Annotated in this window: 17 protein-coding genes and 1 pseudogene; 13 read left to right on the top strand and 5 right to left on the bottom strand. The window is 59.3% G+C overall.

Annotation, left to right across the window (positions count from 1 at the left end; all coding sequences use genetic code 11):
- Positions 1 to 3: 3 nt before the first annotated feature.
- Entirely contained in the window at positions 4 to 1,008 is a 1,005-nt protein-coding gene (locus ACTCHC_RS01470; RefSeq protein WP_463020673.1) for an ABC transporter substrate-binding protein, read from the bottom strand.
- 188 nt (positions 1,009 to 1,196) lie between these two features.
- Positions 1,197 to 3,113: a bifunctional 2',3'-cyclic-nucleotide 2'-phosphodiesterase/3'-nucleotidase gene (locus ACTCHC_RS01475; protein ID WP_463020674.1), complete on the bottom strand. Its 1,917-nt coding sequence runs from the start codon at positions 3,111 to 3,113 to the stop codon at positions 1,197 to 1,199.
- 194 nt (positions 3,114 to 3,307) lie between these two features.
- Between ACTCHC_RS01475 and nudC the strand changes: the two genes are divergently transcribed.
- Entirely contained in the window at positions 3,308 to 4,270 is a 963-nt protein-coding gene (gene nudC / locus ACTCHC_RS01480) for an NAD(+) diphosphatase (RefSeq protein ID WP_463020675.1), read from the top strand.
- A 36-nt stretch (positions 4,271 to 4,306) separates the two neighbouring features.
- Entirely contained in the window at positions 4,307 to 4,783 is a 477-nt protein-coding gene (locus ACTCHC_RS01485; RefSeq protein ID WP_463020676.1) for an SRPBCC family protein, read from the top strand.
- Positions 4,784 to 4,800: 17 nt separating this feature from the next.
- Here the strand turns inward: ACTCHC_RS01485 and ACTCHC_RS01490 are convergent, their stop codons facing one another.
- Positions 4,801 to 5,634 (bottom strand): prephenate dehydratase, encoded by an 834-nt coding sequence (locus ACTCHC_RS01490; RefSeq protein WP_463020677.1) that lies wholly within the window; start codon positions 5,632 to 5,634, stop codon positions 4,801 to 4,803.
- Positions 5,635 to 5,754: 120 nt separating this feature from the next.
- Between ACTCHC_RS01490 and ACTCHC_RS01495 the strand changes: the two genes are divergently transcribed.
- The 5 genes and pseudogenes from ACTCHC_RS01495 to ACTCHC_RS01515 all read left to right on the top strand — a co-directional run bounded on the left by ACTCHC_RS01495 (position 5,755) and on the right by ACTCHC_RS01515 (position 12,126).
- Complete coding sequence (locus ACTCHC_RS01495; RefSeq protein ID WP_463020678.1) at positions 5,755 to 6,270, top strand: c-type cytochrome; 516 nt, start codon at positions 5,755 to 5,757, stop codon at positions 6,268 to 6,270.
- 141 nt (positions 6,271 to 6,411) lie between these two features.
- Positions 6,412 to 8,316: an extracellular solute-binding protein gene (locus ACTCHC_RS01500; RefSeq protein WP_463020679.1), complete on the top strand. Its 1,905-nt coding sequence runs from the start codon at positions 6,412 to 6,414 to the stop codon at positions 8,314 to 8,316.
- A 19-nt stretch (positions 8,317 to 8,335) separates the two neighbouring features.
- Entirely contained in the window at positions 8,336 to 9,424 is a 1,089-nt protein-coding gene (locus tag ACTCHC_RS01505) for a microcin C ABC transporter permease YejB (RefSeq protein ID WP_463020680.1), read from the top strand.
- Positions 9,421 to 10,536, top strand: coding sequence for an ABC transporter permease (locus ACTCHC_RS01510; protein WP_463020681.1), 1,116 nt, complete (start codon positions 9,421 to 9,423; stop codon positions 10,534 to 10,536). Before ACTCHC_RS01505 ends, ACTCHC_RS01510 begins: the two co-directional genes overlap by 4 nt.
- Positions 10,533 to 12,126, top strand: a pseudogene (locus tag ACTCHC_RS01515) (ABC transporter ATP-binding protein). The gene ACTCHC_RS01510 and the pseudogene ACTCHC_RS01515 overlap by 4 nt, the downstream one beginning before the upstream one ends.
- Positions 12,127 to 12,208: 82 nt before the next feature.
- Here ACTCHC_RS01515 and hemN read toward each other — a convergent pair.
- The gene (gene hemN / locus ACTCHC_RS01520; protein WP_463020682.1) at positions 12,209 to 13,564 is read right to left on the bottom strand and encodes an oxygen-independent coproporphyrinogen III oxidase; all 1,356 of its coding nucleotides are present in this window, start codon (positions 13,562 to 13,564) and stop codon (positions 12,209 to 12,211) included.
- A 63-nt stretch (positions 13,565 to 13,627) separates the two neighbouring features.
- On the opposite strand from hemN, the gene fnrL reads away from it, so the two are divergent.
- Positions 13,628 to 14,371, top strand: a complete 744-nt coding sequence (gene fnrL, locus ACTCHC_RS01525) for a transcriptional regulator FnrL (protein WP_463020683.1) — start codon at positions 13,628 to 13,630, stop codon at positions 14,369 to 14,371.
- Between the two features lie 204 nt (positions 14,372 to 14,575).
- Here the strand turns inward: fnrL and ACTCHC_RS01530 are convergent, their stop codons facing one another.
- Positions 14,576 to 15,415, bottom strand: a complete 840-nt coding sequence (locus ACTCHC_RS01530) for a universal stress protein (protein WP_463020684.1) — start codon at positions 15,413 to 15,415, stop codon at positions 14,576 to 14,578.
- 198 nt (positions 15,416 to 15,613) lie between these two features.
- Here ACTCHC_RS01530 and ccoN point away from each other — a divergent pair, with 198 nt between their 5' ends.
- The 5 genes from ccoN to ACTCHC_RS01555 form a co-directional block, all read left to right on the top strand.
- Entirely contained in the window at positions 15,614 to 17,215 is a 1,602-nt protein-coding gene (ccoN, locus tag ACTCHC_RS01535) for a cytochrome-c oxidase, cbb3-type subunit I (protein ID WP_463020685.1), read from the top strand.
- A gap of 12 nt (positions 17,216 to 17,227) precedes the next feature.
- Positions 17,228 to 17,953: a cytochrome-c oxidase, cbb3-type subunit II gene (ccoO, locus tag ACTCHC_RS01540; protein WP_463020686.1), complete on the top strand. Its 726-nt coding sequence runs from the start codon at positions 17,228 to 17,230 to the stop codon at positions 17,951 to 17,953.
- Between the two features lie 11 nt (positions 17,954 to 17,964).
- Complete coding sequence (locus ACTCHC_RS01545; protein ID WP_463020687.1) at positions 17,965 to 18,174, top strand: cbb3-type cytochrome c oxidase subunit 3; 210 nt, start codon at positions 17,965 to 17,967, stop codon at positions 18,172 to 18,174.
- Positions 18,171 to 19,031: a cytochrome-c oxidase, cbb3-type subunit III gene (gene ccoP, locus ACTCHC_RS01550; protein ID WP_463020688.1), complete on the top strand. Its 861-nt coding sequence runs from the start codon at positions 18,171 to 18,173 to the stop codon at positions 19,029 to 19,031. The genes ACTCHC_RS01545 and ccoP overlap by 4 nt, the downstream gene beginning before the upstream one ends.
- Positions 19,032 to 19,312: 281 nt before the next feature.
- Positions 19,313 to 19,830, top strand: a 518-nt coding sequence (locus ACTCHC_RS01555; protein WP_463020689.1) for a 4Fe-4S binding protein, incomplete at its 3' end; no start/stop codon positions are given.

Genomic DNA, 19,830 nt, shown 5'->3' on the forward strand with positions numbered 1-19,830 from the left:
GCCTTATTCGAGCGGAAAGTTTCCGTCCGGAAGATAGGCATCGGTAAAATAAAGCGTCGCGTCGGGCGTCGTGGCAAAGGTGAAGGTTTCGCCAAGCTGTTCCAGCGCCTTGGCCATGCGGGCAGGGTCTATTCCGCCCATGCCGTTGGCCATCGTGTAATCGGTTGCCACATTATCGCGGATCGACATTTCAAGCCTGCGTGTTTCCAGCGCCAGATCGGCGGCCGGATTGCGCTTGATGACCATTTCCGCACCGGCGGCCGGGTCGGCGATGACATCAACCCAGCCTTGGGCAACGGCGGCCAGGAAACCCTTTATCACATCGGGGTTCTCGGTTGCGAAATCGGTGTTCACGATGATCGCATTGCCATACAGCGCCAGTCCGTGATCGGCCATCAGCAGGGTGGTGATGTCATCCTCGGGCACGCCAAGGCGGACAAGGTTCAGATAGGATGAAAACGAAAATCCGGTGATGGCGGCAACCTTGCCTTCGGCCAGCATCGGTTCGCGTGTCGGGAATCCGACCGGTTCAACCGTGATCTTGGCCATGTCCAGCCCGTTGGCGGTGGCAAAGGGTTTGAACTGTGCCCATGCCCCATCGGGCGGCGGCGCGCCCAGAACCTTGCCTTCCAGATCCTTTGGCTCGGTAATGCCCAGCGATTTGCGCCCCACCACGGCAAAAGGCGGTTTGTCATAGATCATCATGGCGGCGATCACGGGGGCGCCGGGGTTTTGATCCAGAAACTTGATCAGCGAATTTATATCGGCGAAGCCAACCGGAAAGGCCCCCGTGGCGACCTTGGGGATTGCGTCCAGCGATCCCTGACCGGCCGAGATTTCAACATCCAGACCCGCCTTTGCAAAATGACCGTTGTCAATCGCGGCGAAATAGGCTGCGGCGGGGCCTTCGAATTTCCAGTCCAGCGCGAAAGAGATATTCGTTTCGGCGATGGCGGCACTGGCCGATACAGCCAGCGCGGCAAATGTACTCAGAACTTTTGTGAACATGCTTGGCTCCCATTCTTGTGTTACGACCCTGCCCGCCGCCTGCGCCAAGTGCGAGTGCAGAGATGCCGCGGCCTTCTGCGGATCAGCACTTGCACAAATTATGGGCGCTCGTCCGTCCTTTGCGCTTTCTTTAGGGCGATTCTGGCGTAGAGCATGCCCATTTCTTAGCACAGTTGACTGTATTTCGATCAAAGCAAGATGCGGAATCGCATGAAACCTTCGGGGGTGCGCCCAATGGGGGAAATGGCACCGTTGCAAACGCCATCGGCATGGCGCGCGGCACCTGGCCCTGTATCGAACAGAACGCTGGTGCCGGGCATCGCCACGAAGGACCAGTTGCGACCGGACGTGGGGGCCAATGTTTCGCAATCCGCGATGTGACGTATGATCAGATCGCGGATCAGATCAGGGGGCTGGGCAATGATCGTGCTGCCATCCGCACCGGGAAAGTTGCCTCCGCCTGCGGCGCGATAGCTGTTGGTTGCAACGATGAATTCCGCCAGCGGGTCCAGCGGCGCGCCGCGAAAAGACAGATTGACGATACGACCAGCCGCCGACCTTTGCGGCGTTTCGACATCGGGATCGTCGTGGCAAGGCCGCGACAGGTCGATCTGATAAGTCACGCCGCTGAAAACGTCGAAATTATAGCCGGGAAACTCCGGATTCAGCAGGGGTTGATCCAGCTTCCCGGGCAGGATGCGATTGAATATGCCCGCGCTGTGCTCCAGCCAGTTTTTGATCTGCGCCCCCGTCAGGCGTAGCGCCCGTATGGCATTTGGATAGGGGTAAAGGTCGGCGACATTCTTGAGGCTCAGATCGCCGGGAGGGATATGGGTATAGTTTTCCGGCCCGCCCCGGCCGCCCGCCTTGAAGGGTGCCGCAACGGACAGGATGGGCAGGCCCTCATCCGCGGTGCCCCTGATCGCGTCAGCAATGAAATCGGCCTGGGCCTGCGCGACGATCTGAACTGATGGATCTTCACCCAGCAGCGCGAAATAAGAGTGGATCGGGGCCGAGGTCTTGCCGACGCGGCGGCGGATATAGGTCAGCGTGCCGATATGATCGGCCCTGGCCGTCGCGGCCACATCAAGATTGTTGCCGACCAGCGGGCGCACAAGGCCCCCACGGATTTGCCGCGCAATCGGTCGAACCTGCGATGCCGTGGTCACGATCTGCCAGCGATTGGCGTCGCGGTGCAATATCATGTCGATCAGGCCAAGATGCGATCCCCAGAAGCCGCCCACTGTCGCCGGCTTGCCATGCAGGGTGCCGCGCGATGGATCCACGACATCGTTTTCGGGATAAAGAGGTGCGGGAAAAACAAGATGGCTGTGCCCCGCGACAATGGCATCGACGCCGTCAATCGCCGCCAGAGGGACAGAGGCATTTTCCATCCCGTCGATATGCCGGATGGCGCCTATGCCGGAATGAGACAGGGCAACGATTATATCTGCCCCCTGTTCCTGCATCCGGGGAATATACGCGCGGGCGGTTTCAATGATATCGCGCGACCAGACCCTGCCGTGCAGATGTTCGTGATCCCAGCCGGTGATCTGTGGCGGGACAAAGCCGATCAGCCCGATCTTGATCGGATATTCGGCGCCTGTGCCATCCCTCAGGCAGCGGTTCAAAATCGTATAGGGGGGCAACAGGGTCTTGTCGCCGCGCGGGGCTGCGCCAAGCCGGGTGATTACGTTGGCCGAGACCACCGGAAACCGGGCGCAAGCCAGGGTTTTCATCAGAAAACCAAGGCCGAAATTGAAATCGTGGTTGCCAAGTGTCGCGGCGTCAAATTCCAGCAGATTCATGGCGGCGATGATCGGATGCAGGTCGCCTTCCTTCATGCCGCGTTCAAAGGCGATGTAATCACCCATCGGATTGCCCTGCAGAAAGTCCCCATTGTCGACCAGCAGCGTATTGGGGGTTTGCGCGCGGATCGTGGCGATGTGGCTGGCAACACGCGCAAGGCCGGCCGTGTCTATGGGGCGGTCTGCATAGTAGTCGTAGGGATAGATATGCATGTGCAGGTCGGTTGTGGCCATGATCCGCAGATGCACCTGGCCGGGCAACGTGCTGGCGTCTGATGACTGCAATGTCTTGATCACGTCCACCCCTGCGATTGCGCCGGTATAACGCCCGGCTTTCCGAATCTCACCCAGTGCAATCGCAACGCCACCAGCCCCTTATGAAAACATTGATTCGCATAGGGACATGTCATTTTCCCGTTTAACGGGAATTTAATCAAGATTGCTCTCGCCTTGCAGTCGTGGCAGTCAACAGGAAAGCGGAGGTGGGGCGGATGCGGCATGCAGAGGAAGTGACATTCGGTGGATCGGGCCTGGACAGGGCCGCGCATCTGCGTGGCGACGCGGGCGCGCTGAAACGGCTTTGGTCGGAACCGGGCGCCCATGTTCTGATGGTCTGGCGTGGCAAGATCCTGATGAACATGGCGACGAACGGATTGGCCTTTCTGACCACAAGGCACGAGCTTTGCGCCGAGCGAGAGGCCGACGCGGTATTCCTGGGGCTGCAGCAGGGTGAGGGATGCTTTGCGCTGGATGTATCCAGTTGGCAACCGCCGGTGCTGCCCGAGGCACTGGACAGTTTCCATGACAACTCGCAGCAGCACTATCCGGGGTTGCCCGAAACGGTCGTATTTGCCGATCTGCGCCAGGTGATGGGGGCGCTGACACCGCGAGATGCAGAATTGTCGGCGACGGCAAAGGCGATATTGGGCTGGCACCAGACCCATGGGTTTTGTGCGCGCTGTGGCGGGCGCAATGCCCTGTCAATGGCCGGCTGGCAAAGCGGTTGCACGGCCTGCAAGGCACTGCATTTCCCGCGAACCGATCCTGTTGTTATCATGCTGATCCTGAAAGGTAATTCGGTTCTGATGGGCCGTTCTCCCGGTTGGGCGCAGGGCATGTATTCGTTGCTGGCGGGCTTTATCGAGCCCGGTGAAACGATCGAGGCCGCGGTGCGGCGCGAAGTGTTTGAAGAGGCCGGTATTCGTGTGGGCGCGGTGGATTACTTGTCTTCGCAGCCCTGGCCGTTTCCGTCATCGCTGATGTTCGGGTGTCGTGGCATCGCGCTGGACGACAAGATATCGGTGGATCCGGTCGAGCTTGAAGATGCGATATGGGTCAGTCGCGAAGACATGCTGACGGTTTTCGCAGGCGAACACCCCATGATCCGCGCACCCCGCAAGGGGGCCATTGCTGAATTCCTGCTGTCGAACTGGCTTGCGGACAGGCTGGATTAACGCAAAGACTGATGCAGGGAACGGTTGGCAGGTGGCATGAAATTTTCGACACGTGAAGATATCGCAGGATCGGTGGATCAGGTCTTTGCCGCTGTGACGGATTTCGATCTGTTCGAGCGCGCAATTCTGCGGCGCGGCGCCGAGGTCTCACGCACCGACAGGTTGACCAGACCTGGTGTTGGGATGTCCTGGAAGACGCGGATGCGTTATCGCGGCAAGATGCGTGAACTGACTGCCGAAATGGTGCGCTATGAGCGCCCGGAGCTGTTGAGCGTGCTTTCGCAAAGCAGCGGCTTTGACGGAACGCTGCATGTCGAGCTGTTGCAGCTGTCGCCGCGTCAGACCCGGCTTATGATCGAGCTGGACATCAAGCCGCGCACGATGGCCGCCCGCCTGTTCCTGCAATCGCTGCGTCTGGCCAAGGCAAATCTGACGCGGCGGTTCAAACAGGAAATCCACGGCTTTGCGCGGCGCGTTGAAATGCGCCTGAACGAAACCGCGCCACGGGCCTGATCGCAGGCCGCGCGGCGTCAGCGTCGCTTGGGGTCGGCGGGATAGACACCCAGCAATGTCATGTGCGTGGTGAAGTAATCCAGCTCTTCCATCGCAAGCTGCACGTTGCGGTCGTCGGGATGGCCTTCGATATCGGCATAGAATTGCGTTGCGGTGAATTCTGCGCCGACCATATAGCTTTCCAGCTTGGTCATGTTCACGCCATTGGTGGCAAAGCCCCCCAGCGCCTTGTAGAGCGCCGCCGGGATATTTCGCACGCGAAACACGAAGCTGGTCATCATGCCCGCCGGTCCGCGCCGCCGCAGGTCGGGGTCGCGCGCCATCAGCAGAAACCGCGTCGTGTTGGTATCGTGATCTTCGATATGACGCGCCAGGACATCGAGCCCATATATTTCGCCTGCAAGTTCAGAGGCCAGCGCACCGATCGACCTGTCGCCATCGCGCGCCACGATCCGTGCCGATCCGGCCGTATCGGCACCGGTCATCGGATCAATCTGGTTCTGGCGCAGGAAATCGCGGCACTGGCCCAGCAAGACGGTATGGCTCATGGCGTGGCGCACATCGGTCAATTTTGCGCCCGGCACCCCCAGCAGATTGATATGAACGCGCACAAAGGCCTCGTCCACGATATGCAATCCCGATTCTGGCAAGATGCGGTGGATATCGGCGACCCGGCCATAGGTCGAGTTTTCAACCGGTAGCATCGCCAGATCGGCATCGCCCCGGCGCACCGCGTCGATCGTGTCTTCGAATGTCTTGCAGGGCAGGGCCTCCAGCCTGGGCCGCGCTTCGGCGCAGGCCTGATGTGAATAGGCGCCTGGCTCTCCCTGAAAGGCGATACGTCCTGTCATGTGACCCCGTTTCGTGAATTTTACCTGCCCTCGGGCGATTGGTCGCGGTAACTACACCTTGCATCGCAGCTAGGGAAGCGGATAGATACGCCCCAAATCGGGAGTGAACAGGAAAGCGACATGTTCGACACAATGACCCTTACCAAAATCGTCGGTGGTTTCTGCGGCGCCCTGCTGATCTTCCTGCTGGGCAACTGGGCAGCAGAAAGCCTGTATCATATGGGCGGCGGGCATGGCGATGAAACAGCGCAGGCCTATGTGATCGACACTGGCGCTACCGAAAGCGAAAGCAACGAGGTCGAAGTGCCTTTCGCCGAGGTTCTGGCATCCGCAGATATCGGCAAGGGTGAAAGGGTTTTTGGCAAGTGCAAGGCCTGTCACAAGCTGGAGCAGGGCGCCAATTCCACGGGTCCGTATCTGTATGGTGTCGTCGGTCGTGCCGTTGATACAGCCGAGGGATATTCCTATTCCGGGGCGCTTGAAAAAGTCGCTGATGTCTGGACGCCTGAGAACCTGAACCATTTTCTGACCAATCCCAAGGGCTTTGCGCCGGGAACCACGATGACATTCGCCGGTCTGCCCAAGGTCGAAGACCGCGCCGATGTGATCGCCTATCTGGCATCGGTTGCGCAGTAATCGGCTTTGCCGCGCTTGAATTGGGGGCTGTTCCTGGCGGAGCGGCCCTTTTTCATGTCTGATTGCTCCGGCTCACGGAAACTCAACTTGAACTTGACGTCCGCCGGGTCATAGCTTGGGTCAGAATGACGGAGGACGCTGATGAAGCCCAAGGTATGCATGATTTCCCGCAGAGTAGACCACAGCGCCCCGCTGACGGGGCTTTTTCTGGTGCTGGTGGCCATGCTGTTGCTGGCCATGCCGGGCCACGCCCAGCAATCGGATGAAAAGATCATCAAATCGCACGGGTATTCCACCTTTGGAGAGCTGAAATACCCTGCGGATTTCAAGCATCTTGATTACGTCAATCCCGATGCGCCCAAAGGCGGTGACATGTCGATCTGGGCCGAAGGCACTTTTGACAATTTCACCCCGATTTCGCGCAAGGGGCGCTCGGGCGCATTGGCGCTGACCTTGATGGTCGAACGGCTGATGACCAGCACCTCGGACGAGGCCGGCGCCGATTACGGGCTGATCGCTGAATCGCTGGAATATCCAGAAAGTCAGGATTGGGTCATATTCAACCTGCGCCCCGAGGCGCGGTTTTCCGACGGCACCCCGGTAACAGCCGAAGACGTGAAATTCACCTTCGATCTGTTGATGGAGCAGGCCTATATCGATTACCGCGTTGCGATCAGCAAACTGGTCGAATCCGCCGAGGTGCTGGGTCCGCACCGGGTAAAGTTCACATTTCGCCCTGACGTGCCGCGCGACGGGCTGATTTCGCAGATGGGATCGAACCCGGTGATGTCAAAGGCGTGGTTCGAAAAGACCGGCGCGCGGCTGGATGAGGCCAGTCTGACGCCGATCATGGGCACCGGCCCGTATCTGCTGGACAGCTATGACATCAACCGGCAGATCGTTTATCGACGCAACCCCGATTATTGGGGAAAGGATCTGCCGATCAACAAGGGCCGGTTCAATTTCGATACCATCCGGGTGCAGTATTATTCCGACAACACCCCCGCCCTGCTGGGCTTTCAGCGCGGGGAATATACGTTCCGCGAAGAGGGTAGTTCCAAAATATGGGCCACGGGGTATGATTTTCCGCAGGTCTCCAAGGGTTTCGTCAAGAAGGCCGAATTGCCCGATGGCAATCTGCCCGAGGCATCCGGATTCGTCTTCAACCTGCTGCGCGACAAGTTTCAGGATATTCGCGTCCGTCAGGCCATCGCATTGATGTATAATTTCGAATGGACCAATGAGACCCTGCAATACGGTCTGTTCGAGCATCGTAATTCGTTCTGGGAAAATAGCGATCTGGGGGCGACGGGCGTGCCCGAGGGCGCCGAACTGGAACTGCTGAAATCCTTGGGTGATCTGATAGATCCGGCTTTGCTGACCGATCCGGTGGTGATGGCCCCGACATCTGGCAAGCGCCAGTTGGACCGGGGAAATCTGGCCAAGGCCGACGCATTGCTGAACGAGGCCGGTTGGCGGGCGGGTTCGGATGGCGTTCGGGTCAACGACAGTGGCACGGTTCTGTCCCTGGAGTTTCTGACCGATGACACCGATATCGAGCGCATTGTCAGCCCGTTCATCGACAATCTGAGAGTGCTTGGCATCAAGGCGGTGCTGAACCGGGTCGATCCGTCGCAATACACCAATCTGATCCGCGGCAAGGATTACGACATGATCGCCGCCAGCTATTACACCAATCTGGTGCCAGGCCTGGGCATGCAACAGCGGTTCGGATCGGCCGATGCCGTGGCCAGCCATTTCAACCCAGCCAGTTTTGCCGATCCGGCCGCAGATATTCTGATCGACAAGCTGGTGGCGGCCAGGTCGCGCGATGAATTCAAGGTGGCGACGCGCGCGCTGGATCGGCTGATGCGGGCGAAACTGTTCGTGATCCCGACATGGTATAAATCCAATTCATGGGTTGCCTATTTCGACCAGTATGAACATCCCGACGTGTTGCCGCCTTATGACTTGGGCTATCTGGATGTCTGGTGGTATAACGCCGAAAAGGGCGAAAAGCTGAAGGCCGCCGGGGCCTTCCGATAACAAGGGCAGAACGCACCACATGGGCGCCTATATTCTTCGGCGGTTGCTGCTGATCATTCCCACCTTGCTGGGCATCATGATCGTGAATTTCGCGCTGACCCAGTTCGTGCCGGGTGGCCCCATCGAACAGATCATCGCCCAGATCGAAGGGCGCGGCGATGTTTTCGGCGGGTTTGCCGGCGGTGGAAATGATGCCGGAACCTCTTCGATCGCGTCGGGGGATGAAAAATATCTGGGCTCGCGCGGGCTGCCGCCGGAATTCATTGAACAGCTTGAAAAGGAATTCGGGTTCGACAAACCGCCGTTGGAGCGGTTCCTGAAAATGATGGGCGGTTATCTGACCTTCGATTTCGGCGAAAGCTATTTCAGGTCGATATCGGTTGTGGACCTGATCATCGAAAAGCTGCCGGTGTCGATCACGCTGGGGCTGTGGTCCACATTGCTGGCTTATGTGATCTCAATCCCGCTGGGTATCCGCAAGGCGGTCAAGGATGGCAGTGCGTTCGACACCTGGACATCGGGCGCGATCATTCTGGGCTATGCCATTCCAGGCTTTCTTTTTGCGGTTCTGTTGTTGGTCGTCTTCGCGGGCGGGTCATATTTCAGCTGGTTCCCGTTGCGCGGGCTGACATCGGACGGCTGGGAGAACTTTACGCTGGGCCACAAGATCGCCGATTATTTCTGGCACATCACCTTGCCTGTTATCGCATCGACCATTTCCAGCTTTGCGACACTGACGCTGCTGACAAAGAATTCCTTTCTGGATGAAATAAAGAAGCAATATGTGATCACCGCCCGCGCCAAGGGGCTGACCGACCGACGGGTATTGTATGGCCACGTGTTCCGCAACGCGATGCTGATCGTGATCGCGGGGTTTCCGGGGCTGTTCATCAGCGTGTTCTTTGGCGCGTCGATCATCATCGAGACAATCTTTTCGCTGGATGGCCTGGGCCGTCTTGGGTTCGAGGCCGCCGTGGCGCGCGATTATCCCATCGTGTTTGGCACCCTGTATGCCTTTGGCCTGATCGGGCTGCTGGTCAACCTGTTGTCGGACATGACTTATGTTCTGGTCGATCCGCGTATTGACTTCGAAAGCCGTGAAACATGATGTTGCCTGCGATTTCTGCATTGAACCAGCGGCGCTGGCGGAATTTCCGGCGCAACCGGCGCGCCTATTGGTCGTTGCTGATCTTTTCGGTTCTGTTCGGCCTGTCGCTGTTCGCCGAGGTCATCGCGAACGACAAACCGATTTTCGTGCGTTACCAGGGACAGACCTATTTCCCGGTCTATAACTTCTATCCCGAAACCACCTTTGGCGGCGATCTGCGCACCGAGGCGATTTATCGCGATATCGAGGTTCAATGCCTGATCATCACCGGTGGGCGCGTCGATTGCTGGGATGAGCCGGAAACCCTGATCGAGGATGCGCGCGACGGGATAATGGACGGCGAACCGATACGCCAGGGGTTCATCCTGTGGCCACCGATCCCGTTCAGTTACGATACGGTGAATGACGTGGGCGGTCAGGCGCCCTCGGCGCCGGACTGGACCCATCTTCTGGGCACGGATGACACGGCGCGCGATGTTCTGGCGCGGGTGATCTATGGCTTTCGGTTGTCGATCCTGTTCACCCTGATCGTCACCGGTATTGCGGCGGTGATCGGGATCACGGCCGGGGCGGTTCAGGGGTTCTTTGGTGGCTGGACCGATCTGATCTTTCAGCGGGTCATCGAGATATGGACCTCTACCCCGCAACTGTACATCATCATCATTCTTTTCGCGATATTGGGGCGGAGTTTCTGGCTGCTGGTGGCGCTGACGGCGCTGTTCGGCTGGCCTGCGCTGGTGGGGGTGGTGCGGGCCGAATTCCTGCGAGCGCGCAATTTCGAATATGTGCGGGCGGCCCGGGCGCTGGGGGTGGGCAACCGCACGATCATGTTCCGTCATATGCTGCCAAATGCGATGGTCGCGACGCTGACCCTGCTGCCCTTTATCATCACCGGCACGATCGGCACGCTGGCCAGCCTTGATTTCCTGGGTTTCGGGCTGCCGTCTTCGGCCCCGTCGCTGGGGGAATTGACCTTGCAGGCCAAGCAGAACCTTCAGGCGCCATGGCTGGCCTTTACGTCGTTTTTCACCTTCGCGGTGATGTTGTCGCTGCTGGTTTTCATCTTTGAAGGCGTGCGCGATGCCTTCGATCCCAGAAAGACCTTTCAATGAGCGGCGTTCTGACGGTCAATAACCTGTCGGTCAGCTTCCGGCAGGACGGGCAGGACCACCCCGCAGTGCGCAACGTGTCGTTCGAGGTCGGGCGCGGTGAAACCGTGGCGCTGGTGGGCGAAAGCGGTTCGGGAAAATCGGTCACAGCGCTTTCAACGGTATCGTTGCTGCCTGAAAGTGCGACGGTCACGGGGTCGATCACCTATAATGGCGATCAGATGGTCGGGGCCAGCGCGGCCCGCCTGCACAAGGTGCGCGGCAATGACATCAGTTTCATCTTTCAGGAACCCATGACATCGCTGAACCCGCTGCACACGCTGGAAAAGCAACTGGCCGAAAGCATCCGGCTGCATCAGGGGCTGACGGGCGGCGCTGTGCGGGCGCGGATCATCGAATTGCTGAACAAGGTTGGCATTCGCGACCCTGAAACGCGCCTGGGTGCCTATCCGCATCAACTGTCGGGCGGGCAGCGTCAGCGGGTGATGATCGCGATGGCGCTGGCCAACGGCCCCGATCTGCTGATCGGATGAACCCACGACGGCGCTGGATGTGACCATACAGGCGCAAATTCTTGAATTGCTGGCCGATCTGAAACGCACGGAAGACATGAGCCTGCTGTTCATCACCCATGATCTGGGCATCGTGCGCCGCATTGCCGACCGGGTTTGCGTGATGAAGGACGGTCAGATCGTTGAAACCGGTCCCACAGGCCAGATATTCGCCGACCCGCAACATCCCTATACCCGCAAATTGCTGGCGGCCGAGGCGAAAGGCCTGCCGGTGCCGGTGCCGCCCGCCGCCGCCGAGGTGCTGCGCACCGATGGCTTGCGGGTGTGGTTCCCGATTCAACGCGGGTTGATGCGGCGCACTGTGGGGCATGTCAAGGCTGTGAATGACGCCACGATATCGGTGCGGGCGGGGGAAACGCTGGGCGTGGTCGGCGAAAGCGGATCGGGCAAGACCACGCTGGCGCTGGCCATATTGCGGCTGATTTCGTCGCAAGGGTCTATCCAGTTCGATGGGCGCGACATAAGCGGGTTGAAATCCGCGCAGATGCGCCCGCTGCGGCGTGACATGCAGATCGTGTTTCAGGATCCCTTTGGGTCGCTGTCACCACGTATGACCGTTGAGCAGATCGTGGCCGAAGGTTTGGGCGTTCACGGGCACGAGACAGGCCGCGCGCGGCGCGATCTGGTCGCCGAAACCCTGAACGAGGTCGGGCTGAATGCCGGAATGATGCAGCGCTATCCGCATGAATTTTCCGGCGGACAGCGCCAGCGCATCGCCATTGCCCGCGCGATGATCCTGCGCCCGCGCCTGTTGGTGCTGGACGAACCCACCTCGGCGCTGGATATGACGGTGCAGGTGCAGATTGTCGATCTGCTGCGCCGGTTGCAGCAGAAATATCAGTTGGCCTATCTGTTTATCAGCCATGACCTGAAGGTGGTGCGTGCGATGGCCCACAAGGTGATCGTGATGAAACAGGGCGATGTCGTCGAATCCGGCGACAGTTATGCAGTCTTCAACGCGCCGCAAACCGACTATACCCGGGCGCTGATGCAGGCAGCCTTTGATCTGAAGCCTGCCTGATTCAGATAGAACGCCTGCGGCGTCGGGCCATTTGCGCGGCTTGGAAGATGAGTATTCAGGCCAGGAAGATCGGGTATGGCTATCAGATAGCCGGGCTGTGACCGGCTTTTGACAGATCATAGGTGTCGAAACCGCGGGCGATCAGGCGGGTCAGGGGGCGGGCGTCCTTGTTGATGTCGAACCCGGCCTGGCCCAGCGTGACCGTTCCGGGAAATGCGGCGGCGACTTGCGCGAACATGGCCTGCAAGCTGTCCGGGCTGATGCCGAATGTCTGGATCATCTCGGCGGCGTCGATGCGAAAGTCGCACATCAACGCTTCGATCATCCGGCCGCGCAGCAGATCATCGGCGCTGAAGATATGGCCGCGTGCGGTTGCGAACTGGCCACTTTCGATGCGGCGGGCATAATCCGAGGTGGATGAGGCGTTTTGCGCATAACCCTGCGGAAAGCGTGAAATCGCCGAAGCCCCCAGTCCGATCAGAACCGGCGCGGTGTCATCTGTATAGCCCTGGAAATTGCGATGCAGCTTTTTGTTGCGGCGGGCCAGTTCCAGCCCGTCGCCGGGCCGAGCGAAATGGTCGATGCCGATCTCGCGGTAATCATCCCACAGGAACAGGCGGCGCGCGGTTTCAAACAGGGCCAGCCGCTCTTCGGGGGTGGGCAGGGCATCGGAGGCGATAAGCTGCTGACGTTTGGCCATCCACGGCACATGGGCATAGCCATAAAGCGCGACCCGGTCGGGGGCCAGCGACAGCAGTTTCTGCACACTTTCGGCAATGCGTTCGCGCGACTGGTATGGCAGGCCGAACAGGATATCGGCGTTCAGGCTGGAAATGCCTCGCGCACGCAGCATGTCGACGGCGGCGCGCGTGATGTCATAGCTTTGGATGCGGCCAATGGCAGACTGAATTTCGGGGTCGAAATCCTGTATCCCGATCGAGGCGCGATTCATTCCGGCGGATTTGAGAACATCAAGCCGTGCCGCGTCGATCTGATTGGGGTCGATTTCGACCGAAAATTCGCCGAATCTATCCAGCGGGGCGACGCGATAGATCGCGTCTGACAATTCCTGCATCATGTCGGGTGGCAGCAGGGTCGGGGTGCCCCCGCCCCAATGCAGCCGTGACAGGGTGATTCCATCGGGCAGATGGCTGGCGAGCAGCGCGAGTTCCTGTTTCAGCCGGTCAAGATAGCCGCGCAGCGGCGCATCGGTTCGGGTGCCCTGGGTGCGACAGGCACAAAACCAGCACAACCGTCGGCAAAAAGGTATATGAATATACAGCGAAATACGTGAGCGGGGCGGGATCGCCTCGACCCACCGGATAAAATGCCGCTGGTCCGTTGACGCAGAAAAATGTGGTGCCGTGGGATAACTGGTATACCGTGGCACCCGCGCGTCAAATAAACCTAAGCGCGAAAGTTGTGATTCCATGCTCATCGGGTTAGATTTGTATGATCGTGTCCGTAGGCGCTTTGATCGAAGTCAAGAATGAGGTGCAACATGGCGATCATGGAACCTGCTTTGATGCATCTGGATTGTGCAGATTGCCCTATTCGCCACCGCGCCGTTTGCGCGCGTTGCGACGGGGACGAATTGCAGCAGCTGGAAGACATCAAATATTATCGCAGCTATGCCGCCGGGCAGACCTTGATCTGGTCGGGTGACAAGATGGATTTCGTGGCGTCGGTGGTGACAGGCATCGCCACCTTGTCGCAGACGATGGAGGATGGCCGCACGCAAATGGTGGGGCTGTTGCTGCCGTCTGATTTCGTGGGCCGGCCGGGGCGCGATCGCGCGGTTTACAGTTTGGTGGCGGCCACGCCATTGACGATGTGCTGTTTTCGCAAAAAGCCGTTCGAGGCCCTGATGGCGCGGACACCGCATATCGCGCAGCGCCTGCTTGAAATGACCTTGGATGAACTGGATTCAGCGCGCGAATGGATGCTGTTGCTGGGCCGCAAGACAGCGCGTGAAAAGATTGCCAGCCTGCTGGCGATCTTTGCCCGCAGGGATGCCGAGTTGATGACATCGGGAGGGGGAACTTCGGTTGCCTTCGATCTGCCGCTGACGCGTGAGGCGATGGCCGATTATCTGGGGCTGACGCTGGAAACCGTCAGCCGCCAGATATCCGTGCTGAAGCGTGAAGGGGTCATCATCCTTGAAGGCAAGCGCCGCATCGTCGTTCCGGATATGGAACGCCTGATGGACGAAACCGGGGACGACACCGATGGCGGTGTCTATTAGCGGGCAACGGGCAGGCGGAAACGCCCCCCTGATTCCCTGGGCGGGGCGCAGTTTTCGTGTTCTGCACCCCATCGCGTGATATCTTCCGTAACCAACAATATGCCCAGCCCGACAAATCGAAGGGCCGGGAATATTCCTGTACTCATAAATGCCGGAATGCTTGCTGGCAGTCCTTCCTGTTGTCGGCACCGAGGCAGATGCAGATCAGTGCGCCATGAAAACCGGAACCTTGGCACGTTCCAGCATATGGCGGGTCGCGCCGCCCATGATCGCCTCGCGGAAGCGCGAATGGCCATAGGCCCCCATCACGACAAGATCGGCGCCGATGTCTTCGATCTGGCGGTTCAGCACATCCGATATCAATGGCATGGTTTTTGCCAATACCGAGATTTCAGTTTTCACGCCATGGCGTGCCAGCATCTGTGAAAGAGCACCGCCCGGGTCAGAGCGGTTCGGGCCATGGGCTGGCGGGTCGATGACGGTGATATTGACCGTGCCGGCCTGTTGCAGCAGCGGCAGCGCCCGGCGGACAGCCACAAGGGCTTCGGCGCTTTCGTTCCAGGCGATCACGATCTTGTCGGCCTTGACCGATGATTGCGCCCCGTCCGGCACAACCAGAACCGATGCGCGGCCGTCGAACAGGGCCGCTTCCAGCGTGGCCTCATGCTCTGGCGCGCGTTTGTCGCCATAGGGTTGGGGCAGAACCACCAGATCTGAAAACCGGGCGCGCTGGGCCACGATCTGCACCAATCCGGCAATCTGCGCCGATGCGCTTTCGACAGCCCAGGGAAATTCTTCCGCGGTCAGGCGCGCCTTTACGCTGGCCTCGATCTCATCCGCCCGGTTCTGGGCCTGATGCAGGCTTTGCTGGATCAGCACGGCCTCGGCGGCGCCATAATAATACCCCATCTGGGTATGGTCCACGCCCAGACACAGCGTATCCAGATGCGCATCGTTCTTCAGGGCAAGGGCAATCGCCGGTTCCAGCGCCGCCTGCGACAATTCGGTGTCGGTGACAACCGTCAGAATGGTTTTGAATGACATTTCATCCTCCTTCGCGTTGGATCAACGCCCTTTCAGTATGCCCGTTCTGTTCGCGCCCGCTTTGACACGGGTCAAGGCGTTCAGATTCATCCATTGACATGGATCAAAGAGTTTGCGGTCGCGTCGTTTCATACCGCTGGCATAGAAAACCCCCGCCCGATTTCCGAATCATGGCGGGTAAGACAAGGGGACACTGGGATGTGGGACTATATGAAAATGGCATTACTGGCGGCGATTGCGCTGCTGGCCGCCATTGCAGCCAATTTCGCCCATGACGCCGCTTATCTGGTGCACGCGCTGATCGTGATGCTGGTTGCGGGAGGGCTGTTCATCTGGACCGTGCGCCGTGCGGATGAGATTCGGGCGGTGCCCGATCCGCTGTCATATAATGACGGCGTTGTGCGGGCGGGCGTGATCGCGACAGCATTTTGGGGTGTTGTGGGCTTTCTGGTTGGCGTGTTCATCGCGTTTCAGCTGGCCTTTCCGGCGCTGAATTTCGACTGGGCCGAAGGTTACGCCAACTTTGGGCGGCTGCGTCCGTTGCATACATCGGCGGTCATCTTTGCTTTTGGTGGAAACGCCCTGATCGCCACATCCTTTTATGTTGTTCAACGCACATCCGCAGCGCGCCTTTGGGGCGGCAATGCGGGCTGGTTCGTGTTCTGGGGTTATAACCTGTTCATCGTGCTGGCCGCGACGGGCTATCTGCTGGGCGCGACCCAATCCAAGGAATATGCGGAACCCGAATGGTATGTGGATATTTGGCTGACGCTGGTCTGGGTGGTTTATCTGGGCGTCTTCATGGGGACGATCCTTAACCGCAAGGAAAAGCACATCTACGTTGCGAACTGGTTCTATCTGTCCTTCATCGTGACGATCGCGATGCTGCATATCGTCAACAACCTGTCGCTGCCGGTGTCGATCTTCGGGTCGAAATCGGTGCAGGTGTTTTCGGGCGTGCAGGATGCGATGACCCAGTGGTGGTATGGCCACAATGCGGTGGGGTTCTTCCTGACGGCGGGGTTCCTGGGGATGATGTATTACTTTGTGCCCAAGCAGGCCGAACGCCCGATCTACAGCTATAAGCTGTCGATCATCCACTTCTGGGCGCTGATCTTCCTGTATATCTGGGCCGGTCCGCACCACCTGCATTATACCGCGCTGCCTGACTGGGCCTCTACGTTGGGCATGGTGTTCTCGATCATCCTGTGGATGCCCAGCTGGGGCGGCATGATCAACGGGCTGATGACGCTGTCTGGCGCTTGGGACAAGCTGCGCACCGATCCGATTCTGCGGATGATGGTGGTCGCCGTCGGGTTCTATGGCATGTCCACGTTTGAGGGCCCGATGATGTCGATCCGCGCGGTCAACAGCCTGTCGCATTATACCGACTGGACCATCGGCCACGTGCATTCCGGTGCCTTGGGCTGGAACGGCATGATCACCTTTGGCGCGCTGTATTTCCTGGTGCCGAAGCTGTGGAACCGCGAGCGGCTTTACAGCCTGTCGCTGGTATCCTGGCACTTCTGGCTGGCGACGATCGGCATCGTTCTTTACGCGTCGTCGATGTGGGTGACCGGCATCATGGAAGGCCTGATGTGGCGTGAAGTCGATGCGCAGGGTTTCCTGGTCAACTCTTTCGCGGACACGGTTTCGGCCAAGTTCCCGATGTATGTGGTGCGCGCCCTGGGCGGGACCATGTATCTGACCGGCGCTCTCATCATGTGTTACAACCTGTGGCGAACCGCTACCTCGGCCCCGGTGAAGGCCGGCGCTGCGGCGGCTGTTCCTGCTGAATAAGGACAGCAGAAAATGGCATTCCTCGACAAACATAAAATCATCGAGAAGAACGCGACCCTTTTGCTGGTCTTCAGCCTGCTGGTCGTGACCGTTGGTGGTATCGTTGAAATCGCACCGCTGTTCTATCTTCAGAACACCATCGAAAAGGTCGAAGGCATGCGGCCCTATTCGCCGCTGGAGCTGACCGGTCGTGATATCTATGTCCGCGAAGGCTGCTATGTCTGCCACAGCCAGATGATCCGCCCGATGCGGGACGAGGTCGAACGCTATGGCCATTACAGCCTTGCGGCGGAATCGATGTATGACCATCCGTTCCAGTGGGGCTCGAAACGCACAGGCCCCGATCTGGCCCGGGTGGGGGGGCGCTATTCCGACGAATGGCATGTCGATCACCTGAAAGATCCGCAATCCGTGGTGCCGGAATCGGTCATGCCGAAATATGCCTTCCTTCAGCGCAAGCTGATCGACGGAAAGTATATCGAGGATACGATGCGCACTCATCGTGCCGTAGGCGTGCCCTATACCGACGAGATGCTGGAAAACGCCAGCCTGGATTTTGCGGTGCAGATTGATCCCTTCGGCGATACCGACGGGTTGCTGGAACGCTATCCCGGGGCGCAGGTGCGCAACTTCGACGGGCAGCCCGGCATTTCCGAAATGGATGCGCTGATCGCCTATCTTCAGATGCTGGGCACATTGGTCGACTTTTCGACCTTCCAGCCTGAAACCAGCCGATAGGGGGCAGGAGGATGGACACCTATTCCCTGATGCGGGCCTTCGCCGACAGCTGGGTGCTGTTGATGATGACCGTATTCTTCGTCGCGGTGATTTTATGGGCCTTTCGCCCTGGCAGCACGCGCGGCCATCGCGACAGTGCCGGCATCCCGTTCCGGCATGAAGACCGACCCGCCCGTGACGACGACACAAATGGCGCGCAGAACAAGGAGGCGCGGATATGACCGACAAGAACAAACAGCCCGGCGATCCCGAAACCACCGGCCATTCCTGGGATGGAATCGAGGAATTCAACAACCCGCTGCCGCGCTGGTGGCTGTGGACCTTCTATATCACCATCATATGGGGCATCGGCTATTCCATCGCCTATCCGGCCTGGCCGATGATTTCCAAGGCAACGCCGGGTTTGCTGGGCTTTTCGACTCGCGCCAATGTGGCGGCTGACATCGAGACGTTCGATACGATGAACGCCCCGGTCGAGGCGCGCCTTGTCAGCACCGATCTGACGGCGATCTCGTCTGATCCAGAGCTGATGAACTATGCCGCGAATGCCGGTCGCGCCGTGTTCCAGACCTGGTGCGCCCAGTGCCATGGCGCGGGTGCGGCGGGGGCGACGGGTTATCCCAACCTGCTGGACGACGATTGGCTGTGGGGTGGCAGTATCGAAGAGATACACACCACCGTGACGCATGGCATTCGGAACGAGCAAGACCCGGATGCGCGTTTTTCGCAGATGCCAGCCTTTGGAGAAATCCTGGAAGCGCCGGAAATCGCGCAGGTTGTGCAATATGTCCGCAAACTGTCGGGGCAGGAATTTGATGCCGCCCTGGCCGCACCGGGCGAAACGGTGTTCCTTGACAATTGTTCTGCCTGCCACATGGAAGACGGCACCGGCGACCGTGCTCAGGGTGCGCCCAATCTGACGGATGCCATCTGGCTGTATGGCGGATCGGATGCGGCCATCGCACAGACGGTCACCAATGCCCGCTTTGGTGTGATGCCGAACTGGAACACGCGCCTGTCAGAGGCCGATATCCGCGCCGTTTCCACCTATGTTCACCAACTGGGTGGCGGCGAGTAACATCGAGATCCGGGGGCTGTCCCGCCCCCGGGTAACGGCGTCGGTCCCTTCATGTTCGCGCGTTTTCATGGGACCGGCGCCAATCTTGCGCCAATATGGCCGTTTGATCTGCCTTCAGACCTTGCTATCCGGATAGCCGCTGTTTGCGCGCGGACGGGCGCAGCTTGTATTCAATGCGGATCGCCAAGCCCTTCAGGATATGGCTTGATCCAGGTCAAGGCTGACGCGTGGCTTTGACCCCATTAAGACCTGACGCGAACCAGATACGGGACACCCTCGGCATGTCCGACAGCCAGACCACCCCAAAGCTTTACGCAGCCCGCGAGCCTATTTTCCCCCGGCGGGTATCGGGCCGTTTTCGCAACCTTAAGTGGTGGCTGATGGCGCTGACGCTGGGTATCTATTACATCACACCCTGGATCAGATGGGACCGTGGCCCGAACCTGCCCGATCAGGCGGTGCTGGTCGATCTGGCCAATCGGCGGTTCTTCATGTTCTGGATCGAAATCTGGCCGCATGAATTTTATTTCGTGGCCGGGTTGCTGATCATGGCAGGGCTGGGGCTGTTTTTGTTCACCTCGGCGCTGGGCCGGGTCTGGTGCGGCTATGCCTGCCCCCAGACGGTCTGGACCGACTTGTTCATTCTGGTCGAGCGCTGGGTCGAAGGCGACCGCAACAAGCGTGTGCGCCTGTGGAACGCCAAGTGGGATGCGCGCAAGATACGCCTGCGGCTAACGAAATGGGTGCTGTGGCTGCTGATCGGCGTCGCCACCGGCGGGGCCTGGGTGTTCTATTTCAC

Source organism: Actibacterium sp. (assembly GCF_055134745.1).

What these genes read in the sequence shown, in the direction of transcription:
- ACTCHC_RS01470 (WP_463020673.1), bottom strand. Translation starts at nt 1,008, where the DNA reads ATGTTCACAAAAGTTCTGAGTACATTTGCCGCGCTGGCTGTATCGGCC.
- nudC (WP_463020675.1), top strand. Translation starts at nt 3,308, where the DNA reads ATGCGGCATGCAGAGGAAGTGACATTCGGTGGATCGGGCCTGGACAGG.
- ACTCHC_RS01485 (WP_463020676.1), top strand. Translation starts at nt 4,307, where the DNA reads ATGAAATTTTCGACACGTGAAGATATCGCAGGATCGGTGGATCAGGTC.
- ACTCHC_RS01490 (WP_463020677.1), bottom strand. Translation starts at nt 5,634, where the DNA reads ATGACAGGACGTATCGCCTTTCAGGGAGAGCCAGGCGCCTATTCACAT.
- ACTCHC_RS01495 (WP_463020678.1), top strand. Translation starts at nt 5,755, where the DNA reads ATGTTCGACACAATGACCCTTACCAAAATCGTCGGTGGTTTCTGCGGC.
- ACTCHC_RS01500 (WP_463020679.1), top strand. Translation starts at nt 6,412, where the DNA reads ATGAAGCCCAAGGTATGCATGATTTCCCGCAGAGTAGACCACAGCGCC.
- ACTCHC_RS01505 (WP_463020680.1), top strand. Translation starts at nt 8,336, where the DNA reads ATGGGCGCCTATATTCTTCGGCGGTTGCTGCTGATCATTCCCACCTTG.
- ACTCHC_RS01510 (WP_463020681.1), top strand. Translation starts at nt 9,421, where the DNA reads ATGATGTTGCCTGCGATTTCTGCATTGAACCAGCGGCGCTGGCGGAAT.
- hemN (WP_463020682.1), bottom strand. Translation starts at nt 13,564, where the DNA reads ATGAGCATGGAATCACAACTTTCGCGCTTAGGTTTATTTGACGCGCGG.
- fnrL (WP_463020683.1), top strand. Translation starts at nt 13,628, where the DNA reads ATGGCGATCATGGAACCTGCTTTGATGCATCTGGATTGTGCAGATTGC.
- ACTCHC_RS01530 (WP_463020684.1), bottom strand. Translation starts at nt 15,415, where the DNA reads ATGTCATTCAAAACCATTCTGACGGTTGTCACCGACACCGAATTGTCG.
- ccoN (WP_463020685.1), top strand. Translation starts at nt 15,614, where the DNA reads ATGTGGGACTATATGAAAATGGCATTACTGGCGGCGATTGCGCTGCTG.
- ccoO (WP_463020686.1), top strand. Translation starts at nt 17,228, where the DNA reads ATGGCATTCCTCGACAAACATAAAATCATCGAGAAGAACGCGACCCTT.
- ACTCHC_RS01545 (WP_463020687.1), top strand. Translation starts at nt 17,965, where the DNA reads ATGGACACCTATTCCCTGATGCGGGCCTTCGCCGACAGCTGGGTGCTG.
- ccoP (WP_463020688.1), top strand. Translation starts at nt 18,171, where the DNA reads ATGACCGACAAGAACAAACAGCCCGGCGATCCCGAAACCACCGGCCAT.